The following is a 10,063-nucleotide window of genomic DNA, read 5'->3' on the forward strand; positions in this document are numbered from 1 at the left end:
CGCTTCGCTCGCTTGCTGCCCCCCGAGGGGGCTGGCCGGCCTTGGGGCGGCCCGGCGGCCGGCCGGGTCTTCGCTCCGCACTCGCTTCGCACTCGCTTCGCACTCGCTTCGCTCGCTTGCTGCCCCCCGAGGGGGGCTGGCCGGCCTTGGGCGGTCCGGCGTTCCGGCGGCCGGGCATCTACGCCGCATTCGCGTTGCTCGCTTGCTGCCCCCGTGGGGCCGGGCCGCCCCAACTCAGGGCCGCCCGATTCCGGGCATTACGCGATGGCGGCTGTCATATTTCGGGATCGGCGGGATTTCTGAATTCGGCTCAATTCGGGCTTTTTGGCCAAAAAATCCCAATATTTAGAACTTTGTGGTCAATTAGCACCGATATGGTGCAAGGAATATGTAAATGAATGCTCCGTCTTAGGGCATTCCCCTAGTGTGGCATTCCCGCACTTGGTGCAGAATCTCTTCCCATGCAGGTGAGGAGACAAAGCCCTGCATGGGCAAATACCGGCGGCACCGGTACATAAAAAAAGTAAAGCAGTACTCAAAAAAAGCAAAACGCACAACGGCTGGCACCAGGCAGTGCCAGCCGTTGTCGCATAAAAAGCCTGTATTTCATCAGCAAGGGCTTTTCAGACGCAGCGTTTCGCGCTATCCAGGCAGGGTCTGAAAACATCCTAGCTATGCCGAAATCCCGCGCATCTCCCTCTGAGTCCGCACCCACCCCCTATTGGCGCCGCAACTTGCGGCTGATTGCGTTGCTGCTTGTCGTCTGGGCGGCGCTGACGTTCGTGCCCGCCTTCTTCGCGCGCAGCCTGACGTTTAATTTCATCGGCTGGCCCTTTGCCTTCTGGATGGCCGCCTACGGCGCGCCGCTGGCCTACCTGATCATCATCGCCATCTACGCCCGCACCATGAACCGCGCCGACGAGCGTGCCGAAGCGGGCGCCGAAACCAACTTCGATGCCACCCGCGACCCGTATCGCGATGACAACGCGGGGGGCCGCTGATGCCGTTTTTCAGCGGAGACACCCCCCAGGAATTCAAGATCCGTCTGCGCCGCATCTATGTGCTGTACACGGCGGGCTTCGCGCTGATGATCCTGCTGATGGCGCTGGCCGAAATCCTGGGCATGCCGCGCAACTGGATCGGCTATGTGTTCCTGCTGGTCACGGTCAGCCTGTATGCGGGCATCGGCATTGTTTGCCGCACGTCAGATCAGGTCGAATACTACGTCGCGGGCCGGCGCGTGCCTGCCATCTACAACGGCATGGCGACCGCCGCCGACTGGATGTCGGTGGCGTCGTTCATCGGGGTTGCGGGCACGCTGTACCTGACGGGCTACGGCGGGCTGGCCTACATCATGGGCTGGACGGGCGGCTACGTGCTGGTCGCCATGCTGCTGGCGCCGTACTTGCGGCGCTTTGGGCAATACACCATCCCGGATTTCATGGGTGCGCGCTATGGCGGCAATATGCCGCGCCTGGCGGGCGTGGCGTGCGCCATTCTGTGTTCGTTCACGTATCTGGTCGCGCAGATCTACGGCGTGGGCATCATCACCACGCGCATGACGGGCATCTCGTTCGAGCTGGGAATTTTCGTGGCGTTGGGCGGCATGCTGGTTTGCTCGTTCCTGGGCGGGATGCGCGCGGTTACGTGGACGCAGGTCGGGCAATACATCATTCTGGTCATCGCGTATCTGGTGCCGGTGGTGTGGCTGTCGGTGAAGCACACCAATATGCCGGTGCCGCAGCTGTCGGCGGGCGTGGTGCTGCAACAGGTCACCGAAAAAGAGATCTACCTGCAAAACGATCCGTCGGAAATCGAGGTGCGCCGGCTGTGGCAGCAGCATGCCGATCAAATGGCCAAGCGCGTCGACACCCTGCCGGAATCGTGGACGCTGGAAAAGGACAAACTACGCAGCCGCCTTGCGCAACTGAATGCGTCGGATGCGCCCATGGTCGAGATTCGCTCGGCCGAACGTGAGCTGGCCGCGTACCCCGCCAGCGTGGAAGATGCGCGCGTGGTGTGGTCGCAGGCGCGCGCCACGTTTGAAGCGCGGGCCGCGCCGCCCACGCCGCACGCGGAGCCGTTTCCCGCCAAAGATGCGGAAGAGCGGCGCAATATGCGCATCAACTTCCTGGCGCTGGTGTTGTGCCTGATGCTGGGTACGGCAGGCATGCCGCACATTCTGATGCGGTCCTACACCACGCCCTCGGTCATCGAGGCGCGCAAATCGGTGTGCTGGTCGCTGCTGTTCATTCTGCTGCTGTACTTCATGGCGCCCGCGCTGGCGCTGTTGGTGAAGTACGAGGTCTACACACAGGTGGTGGGCTCAAATTTCCTGAGCCTGCCCAATTGGGTACACGCATGGAGCGCGGTCGACAGCAACCTGCTGGACGTTACCGACATCAACCGCGATGGCGTCGTGCAGTTAAGCGAGATCAGCATGGGGGCCGATGTGGTGGTGCTGGCCATGCCCGAAATTGGCGGGCTGCCCTATGTGATTTCAGGGCTGGTGGCGGCGGGAGGCCTGGCGGCGGCGCTGTCCACCGCAGACGGCCTGCTGCTGACCTTGTCGAATTCCTTGTCGCATGACATGTGGTACCGGATGGTGTCGCCGCGCATGTCGGCCGCGCGCCGGGTGATGGTGTCGAAAATACTGCTGCTGGTCGTGGCGTTTGGCGCGGCCTGGGTGGCGGCGCGCAAACCGGCGGACATCCTCTTTATGGTGTCGGCGGCGTTCTCGTTTGCGGCGTCGTCATTCTTTCCGGCGCTGGTCATGGGGGTGTTCTGGCGGCGGGCCAACAAGTGGGGCGCCACCTTGGGCATGGCGGCGGGCCTGTTGGTGACGTTCGCCTATATGACGCACACGCACCCGTGGCTGCGCGAATGGGTGCTGGGCATTTCGCGCACGCAGCCGGTGGATTTGTGGTGGGGCATTCAGCCGATTGCGGCGGGCGTGTTCGGCGCGCCGGTGGCGTTTCTGACGATCATTGTGGTGTCTCTGCTGACGCCGCCGCCCGACCGCGCCACGCTGGCGCTGGTGGACTATCTGCGTCATCCGGGCGCGCCCCGGCCGCCCGCTGAAAAAGCCTAGCGGGATTCGCAGGCGTCGGGCTGGCGGTTTTCCGGGTCGGTGCAGGCCGCCCAGGCAGCCTTGGACACGGTTTGCAGCAGCGTATAAATCTGCCCCGGCGCCCACAGCCATTGCACGTTGCCGGGCGTTTGGCCGGCAGCTTCCCAGACGCGTTGGCGTTGCGCAGGGCTGAGTGTGAACTGGCCGTCGTTACCGCTGTTGCCGTTGGCAAGCACGGCGGCGGGGTTCCGCTTGGCGGCATAGACGTCGCCGTCCTGGGGGTGAACGATGGCCCAATCGTAGTGATAAGACTCCATCGCCGGCGCGGCCCAGTTCGGCCCGGGCAACACCAGCACGGCATATTCAGACGGGCGCACCCGATACGGCAGCCCGAGCTTGAGCTCTTCGTTTTCCCAATCCAGCCGTTGCCGTTCATAGCGTTGGGCGGGCTGGCCCTGCGCATCAAATGTGGTCACTTCCCGCGCATCGCCTTGCTTTTCCACATAGGCAATCGTGCGCAGCAGGCGGCCGCTGTCGTCATGCACGTAGCGGGCCAAGGGTTGCGACGCTTCGCTACACGCGTTGGCGCTGCGTTCGGCCAGCCAGCCGTTGCGGTCATAACGCAGGCAGGTGTGGAGCGATGCATTGGGCTTGCCGCTGGCCGCATACGAGCGCAGCTCAACGCCGATCAGCCGCGCCTTGTCGTCGTACTGGAAGCGGGTTTCGTTGTCGGGCTTGGGCAGCGTCTTTTGGCGCGAGGCCTGGGCGTCGTTCAGCGTGCGGGCGTCGTATTCGGCGATGCCGCACAGGTGTCTGACGCCATCCACGCCGCGCTCGAAACGCAGCACGGTGGGGCCGATGCGGGCATCCGGCTCGGCGGCGTACACCGACCAATCCACCCGTTCGGCCCAGATGACCGGCGTGGCGCGCGGCCCGGTTTCCACGTCCACCGGGGCTTCCCAACTGCGGATGCGCGACCCGTCCAATGCCAGCAGCGTGTTGGTGTCGTTCAACGTCACATTGGCGATGACGGTTTCCCGTTGGCCGGTCGCGGCCATGGGCTGGCATAGCGCATGCGCCCAGCTGGGGGCCATCGACAGGGCGCTCAGCGCCAGCAGGCGCAGGGTGGAATCAGCGAGCGGCATTGTGCAAGTAGACGATCAGGCCCCAGAGTTCGCTGCTGACCCCGCCCAGGCGCAAGCCGCCGTCGCGCGTGTCCATCAGCAGGAAGGGGTAGGCGTTGCGTTCCAGTTTGCCGGCAGGCGGCAGCCGGTAAGGCGTGAAGTGCTTGGAGGACAGCAGATAGGTGTTGGTCATGTCGCCCACATCCACATGCAGATACCAGACTGTGAGCGGCACGGCGTCCAGCGTGGGGTCTGTCTCGGGATACCGGCCGCCCTGGCCTGCCGGGATGCCGCTTTCCAGCACGCCCAGGAATAGCGTGCGCGGGCCAGGCTGGGGAACGTAGGCGCCATCGCTGCCGCGGCTGGCGAATGTCTGGCGGATGAAGCTTGCGCCGCGAGACCCCGGCACCACCGTGCGCGCGAACATCGCGTCCAGCTGCGCGTCGGTCAGCGGGCGGCGCGAGGCGGCCAGCGTGTCCAGGTCCTGCGTGAAATCATGCAGCCACGCACGGTAGCGTTTGAGTTCGGCGGCGCGGTTGAAGTCCTGCGCCGTGGCGTTGCCGGCCAGTGCAAAGAGCAGGAAAAAGGGCAGGAAAAAGGGCAGGAAGAAACCCGACGCCAGCCCGCGCCATGACAGCAACGCTGCCCACCTGCGCCACGGCAGTCGCCGCACAGACCCTGCCGCCAGCCCGCGCCAAGACAGCAACCGTAGCAGCCCCACGGCCGGCGCGGTCAATGCGAGACCGATTTCGAGAACACGTTCATCACCACCACGCCGGCGATGATGAGGCCGATGCCGATCAGCGCGGGCGTGTCCAGGTGCTGCTTGAACAGCACGGCGCCGACGATGGAAATCAGCACGATGCCCACGCCGGACCAGATGGCGTAGGCAATGCCTACCGGGATTTCACGCAGCGTCAGCGACAGGAAGTAGAACGAGATCAGATAGCCGAACACCGTGATGATGGACGGCACTAGGCGGGTGAAGCCTTCGGAACCCTTCAGCGCGCTGGTGGCGAAAATCTCGGCGATGATCGCCACGCCCAGGTAGAGCCATTTCATTTGCGCATTCCTTCGGATTGCCGCAGCAGCACCAGCAGCGCGCCCGCGCCGCCTTCGCGTTCGGGCGCTTCGGAAAACGCCAGGACTTCTGACTTTTGCACCAGCCAGGTGCGCGCCTTGTCTTTCAGCACCGGCTCCAGCCCTTCCGAGCCATAGCCCTTGCCGTGCACGATGCGCACGCAGCGGATGCCGTGTTCCTGGCATTCATCCAGAAACGACAGCAGCGCATGGCGCGCCTGCTCGACGCGCAGTCCGTGCAGATCCAGCTCCGCGCCCGCGCGCCATTGGCCGCGCCGCAAGTTGCGGGCGGTGTCGGGCGCGGCGTCGTTGCGCACAAACGCGGTGCCGCCTTCGGACAACAGGTGCGTGATCTCTCCGCCATCCGACACGCCGGCATCCGCGCGCGACGGGGTTTCCCCCAGCGCATTGGCGCGGCGCAGCGCCGGAGCAGGTTCCTCCACGGGCTTGTGTTCCACCCGGGCGGCGTGCTTGATCGGCGTGACGGACTTCATCGTGCGCTGGAAAGCCGCCATGTCGTCCATGGGCGCGCTTTCCGGCTTCTTCAGTACGGCGACCCGCTTGGCGAGCGCTTCGCGTTCGCGTTCGGCTTGCAGGTCTTTCTTCAGGCGTTTCAGGTCGGCCAGGCCGACCTTACTGCCCCGCATTCTCCAACCACCGTTGAGCGTCCAGAGCGGCCATGCAGCCCGTGCCGGCGCTGGTGATGGCTTGGCGGTAGACGTGGTCCTGCACGTCGCCGGCGGCGAACACGCCAGGCACGGAGGTCATCGTGGCCATGCCGGACAAACCGCTCTTGGTGACGATGTAGCCATCCTTCATTTCCAGCTGGCCCTGGAAGATTTCCGTGTTGGGCTGGTGGCCGATCGCGATGAAGGCGCCGGTCACCGCCATGTCTTCCGTGACGCCAGTGTCCACGTGGCGTACGCGCACGCCCGTTACACCGCTGTCGTCGCCCAGCACTTCTTCCAGCGTATGGAACGTCTTCAGTTCCATGTTGCCGTTCTCGACTTTGCTCATCAGCTTGTCGACCAGGATGGGCTCGGCGCGGAACTTGTCGCGGCGATGGATCAGGGTGACCTTGCGGCAGATGTTGGACAGGTACAGGGCTTCTTCGACGGCCGTATTGCCGCCGCCAACGACGACGACGTCCTGGTTGCGGTAGAAGAAACCGTCGCAAGTGGCGCAGCCGGACACGCCGCGGCCCATGAAGGACTGTTCGGACGGCAGGCCCAGGTATTTGGCCGATGCGCCCGTGGCGATGATGAGGGCGTCGCAGGTGTAGATCTTGCCGGTGTCGCCGGTCAGCGTGAACGGACGCTTGGACAGGTCGACCTTGGCGATGTGGTCAAACAGCATCTCGGTGTTGAAGCGTTCGGCGTGCTTCTGGAAGCGCTGCATCAGGTCCGGACCCTGGACGCCATCTGCGTCGGCCGGCCAGTTGTCGACGTCCGTGGTGGTCATGAGCTGGCCGCCTTGGGCCAGACCTGTAACAAGAACAGGGCTCAGATTGGCGCGTGCCGCATAGACGGCCGCCGTGTAACCGGCAGGGCCGGAACCGAGTATCAAAACTTTAGCGTGCTTGGGCGTGGACATGGGCGGGTATCTTTAGGTTAACGCCCAATTATAATGAGCCGCATGCCGCGTATCTCGACTGCTTCTCCGCGCGCCTCGCGCAACACCCGCAACGGACCTTCGCCGCTACAGACGCGTATTTCTGCGTTGCTGCGCGAAGCCCGCTGGATTCTATTTGCCGCCCTGGCGGCCTGGCTCACCCTGGTGCTGGCCACCTGGAGCGCGTCCGACCCTGGCTGGTCGCACTCCGTGCCGGGCGACGTCGTGCGCAACCATGGGGGGCGGCTAGGTGCCTATCTGGCAGACATCCTGCTCTATCTCTTTGGCTTCTCGGCCTGGTGGTGGGTCGTCCTGCTGCTGCACCGCGTGCGCGCCGGCTACCGGCGCCTGGCCAGCCAGCTCAAGGTAACTAATAGTAAGCAGCCGGAAGTGTTGCCGCGCGTCCACTGGGAAGAGGGCATAGGCTTCTTTCTGTTGCTGCTGGGGTCGCTGGGCATGGAAGCCCTGCGGCTGGCCAGCCGCGGCACCCATCTGCCGGGCGCGTCTGAAACTGCCAGCGGCGCGGGCGGCGTCATCGGCCACACGCTGGCCGACCTGATCAGCCGCAGCATCGGTTTCACCGGCAGCACGCTGGCCTTCCTGGTCATGCTGGCCATCGGCCTGAGCCTGTTTTTCTCGTTCTCGTGGCTGGCTGTCGCCGAGCGCGTAGGGTCATGGATGGAAGGCCTGGTGCGCCGCGTCCGCAATTCCTACGCTGCCCGAGAAGACCGCAAGGTCGGCGAAGTGGCGAAAGCCGTGCGTACGGAACAAGTTGTGGCCAAGCAGGAAAAGCTGGTGCACGAACAGCCGGTGCGCATCGAACCCGCCATTACCGTCGTGCCGAAGTCCGAACGGGTTGAAAAGGAAAAGCAGCAGTCGCTGTTCTTCGCGCCTGCGGGCGGCACCGAAGGCGACCTGCCTGCCATCAGCCTGCTGGACCCACCGCTGACCAACCAGGAAACGGTGTCGGCGGAAACCATCGAATTCACCTCGCGCCTGATCGAAAAGAAGCTGGCCGACTTCGGCGTGTCCGTCACCGTGGTGGCGGCGCAGGCCGGCCCGGTCATCACGCGCTATGAAATCGAGCCCGCCACCGGCGTGAAGGGCAGCCAGATCGTCAACCTGGCCAAGGACTTGGCGCGCGCGCTGAGCCTGGTCAGCATCCGGGTGGTGGAAACCATTCCGGGCAAGAACCTGATGGGCCTGGAACTGCCGAACCCGCGCCGCCAGATGGTGCGTTTGTCCGAAATTCTGGGTTCGCAGACCTATCACGCCAGCCATTCGGTCGTGACGATGGCGCTGGGCAAGGACATCGCCGGCAACCCGGTGGTGGCCGATCTGGCCAAGATGCCCCATTTGCTGGTGGCCGGTACGACCGGTTCCGGCAAGTCGGTGGGGATCAACGCCATGATCCTGTCCTTGCTGTACAAGGCCGACGCGTCCCATACCCGCCTGATCCTGATTGACCCGAAGATGCTGGAAATGAGCGTCTATGAAGGCATCCCGCACCTGCTGGCGCCGGTGGTCACCGACATGCGCCAGGCGTCCAACGCGCTGAACTGGTGCGTGGGCGAAATGGAAAAGCGCTATCGCCTGATGAGCAAGATGGGCGTGCGCAATCTGGCGGGCTACAACACCAAGATCCGCGACGCCATCAAGCGCGAGGAACCGATTCCGAACCCGTTCTCGCTGACGCCGGATCAGCCCGAGCCGCTGTCGCCCTTGCCCACCATTGTGGTGGTCATCGACGAATTGGCCGACCTGATGATGGTGGTGGGCAAGAAGATCGAAGAGCTCATCGCCCGTCTGGCGCAGAAGGCGCGCGCCGCCGGTATCCACCTGATCCTGGCCACGCAACGCCCCAGCGTGGACGTCATCACGGGCTTGATCAAGGCCAACATCCCGACGCGTATCGCGTTCCAGGTGTCGTCCAAGATCGACTCCCGCACCATTCTTGATCAGATGGGCGCCGAGACCCTGCTGGGTCAGGGCGACATGCTTTACATGCCGCCTGGCACTGGCCTGCCGGTGCGCGTGCACGGCGCGTTCTGCAGCGACGACGAAGTCCACCGCGTGGTGGAAAACCTGAAGGCGCAGGGCGAACCGAACTACATCGAAGGCCTGCTGGAAGGCGGCGTCGAAGGCGATAACGGCGAAGGCGCCAGCAGCGTCACCGGCATCGGTGGCGACGCCGAGTCCGACCCGATGTACGACCAGGCTTGTGAAGTGGTGCTCAAGCACCGCCGCGCGTCGATTTCGCTGGTGCAACGTCACCTGCGCATCGGTTACAACCGTGCGGCCCGGTTACTCGAGCAGATGGAGCAATCGGGTATGGTGTCGGCGATGCAGTCCAATGGCAACCGCGAAATTCTGGTCCCCGCGGCAGCCGCCGCCCGAGAGGAAGCATGATGAAGACGTTTCGCCGCCTGGCCGTAGTTGCTGCCCTGAGCCTGGCGCCCGCACTGACGTTCGCCGCCAGCGCGCAAGAACAGTTGAAGGCCTTCGTCGCCACGGTCTCCGCGGCGACGGGTTCGTTCTCGCAATACACGGTGAATACCCAAGGCCGCACGCAACCCGCCCAGACGGGCGTGTTCTCGTTCCAGCGCCCTGGCAAGTTCAAGTGGGCGGTGCAGAAGCCTTACGAACAGCAGGTTATCTCTGACGGCCGCACGGTGTATCAGTTTGACCCCGATCTGGCTCAGGTCACCGAGCGCAAGGTGGACGCCGCCATCGGCACGTCGCCCGCCGCCATCCTGTTTGGTTCCGGTTCGCTTGAGCAGTCGTTCGACGTCACCGCCTTGCCGTCCAAGGACGGCGTGGAATGGCTGCGCGCCAAACCGCGCACGGCGGACGCCGGCTTTTCGCGCGTGGATATCGGCATGAAAGACAACCTGCCCGTGCGCGTGGAACTGCTGGATTCTTTCGGGCAGACGACGCGCGTGGACTTGTCATCCATCGCCGCGAACCCTTCCTTGCCGGCGAAGGAATTCCAGTTCGTCGCGCCCAAGGGTGTGGATGTGGTGAAGATGTAAAAAGAAAGGCCCGGTGAATTCACCGGGCTTTTTTTCGGACGTGATCCAGGCGCCTTTCCCCGCTGGGCCGCCCCAAGGGGAAAGAGCCCCCTCGGGGGGCAGCTAGCCCACGGAAGTGGGCGCGGCGTGGGGGCGCCTTTCCCCGC

At 64.4% G+C, this 10,063-nt stretch carries 9 protein-coding genes; 4 read left to right on the forward strand and 5 right to left on the reverse strand.

The window, feature by feature from the left end:
• Positions 1 to 674: 674 nt before the first annotated feature.
• Positions 675 to 1,001: a DUF4212 domain-containing protein gene (locus tag HV765_RS31465; RefSeq protein ID WP_175172166.1), complete on the forward strand. Its 327-nt coding sequence runs from the start codon at positions 675 to 677 to the stop codon at positions 999 to 1,001.
• Positions 1,001 to 3,091, forward strand: a complete 2,091-nt coding sequence (locus HV765_RS31470; protein WP_054424388.1) for a sodium:solute symporter family protein — start codon at positions 1,001 to 1,003, stop codon at positions 3,089 to 3,091. Before HV765_RS31465 ends, HV765_RS31470 begins: the two co-directional genes overlap by 1 nt.
• On the opposite strand, the gene HV765_RS31475 is transcribed toward HV765_RS31470, so the two are convergent.
• The 5 genes from HV765_RS31475 to trxB form a co-directional block, all read right to left on the reverse strand.
• On the reverse strand, positions 3,088 to 4,215 hold the full coding sequence (locus tag HV765_RS31475) for a hypothetical protein (protein WP_175172168.1): 1,128 nt from the start codon (positions 4,213 to 4,215) through the stop codon (positions 3,088 to 3,090). The two genes, HV765_RS31470 and HV765_RS31475, sit on opposite strands and share 4 nt — an antisense overlap.
• Entirely contained in the window at positions 4,202 to 4,834 is a 633-nt protein-coding gene (locus tag HV765_RS31480; protein ID WP_254600792.1) for a hypothetical protein, read from the reverse strand. The genes HV765_RS31475 and HV765_RS31480 overlap by 14 nt, the downstream gene beginning before the upstream one ends.
• A 92-nt stretch (positions 4,835 to 4,926) precedes the next feature.
• Positions 4,927 to 5,256 carry a DMT family transporter gene (locus HV765_RS31485; protein ID WP_054424385.1) on the reverse strand — a complete coding sequence of 110 codons (330 nt, stop codon included), beginning with the start codon at positions 5,254 to 5,256 and terminating at the stop codon, positions 4,927 to 4,929.
• On the reverse strand, positions 5,253 to 5,921 hold the full coding sequence (locus HV765_RS31490; protein ID WP_175172170.1) for a Smr/MutS family protein: 669 nt from the start codon (positions 5,919 to 5,921) through the stop codon (positions 5,253 to 5,255). Before HV765_RS31490 ends, HV765_RS31485 begins: the two co-directional genes overlap by 4 nt.
• On the reverse strand, positions 5,908 to 6,867 hold the full coding sequence (trxB, locus tag HV765_RS31495) for a thioredoxin-disulfide reductase (protein WP_175172172.1): 960 nt from the start codon (positions 6,865 to 6,867) through the stop codon (positions 5,908 to 5,910). The genes HV765_RS31490 and trxB overlap by 14 nt, the downstream gene beginning before the upstream one ends.
• Positions 6,868 to 6,909: 42 nt before the next feature.
• Between trxB and HV765_RS31500 the strand changes: the two genes are divergently transcribed.
• Together HV765_RS31500 and lolA are read left to right on the forward strand one after the other, a co-directional pair.
• On the forward strand, positions 6,910 to 9,294 hold the full coding sequence (locus HV765_RS31500; protein WP_156336646.1) for a DNA translocase FtsK: 2,385 nt from the start codon (positions 6,910 to 6,912) through the stop codon (positions 9,292 to 9,294).
• Positions 9,294 to 9,917: an outer membrane lipoprotein chaperone LolA gene (gene lolA, locus HV765_RS31505; RefSeq protein ID WP_054424378.1), complete on the forward strand. Its 624-nt coding sequence runs from the start codon at positions 9,294 to 9,296 to the stop codon at positions 9,915 to 9,917. The genes HV765_RS31500 and lolA overlap by 1 nt, the downstream gene beginning before the upstream one ends.
• Positions 9,918 to 10,063 lie beyond the last annotated feature (146 nt).

Source organism: Achromobacter kerstersii (genome assembly GCF_902859595.1).
In the GTDB taxonomy this organism is placed as follows: Bacteria; Pseudomonadota; Gammaproteobacteria; order Burkholderiales; family Burkholderiaceae_B; genus Achromobacter; species Achromobacter kerstersii.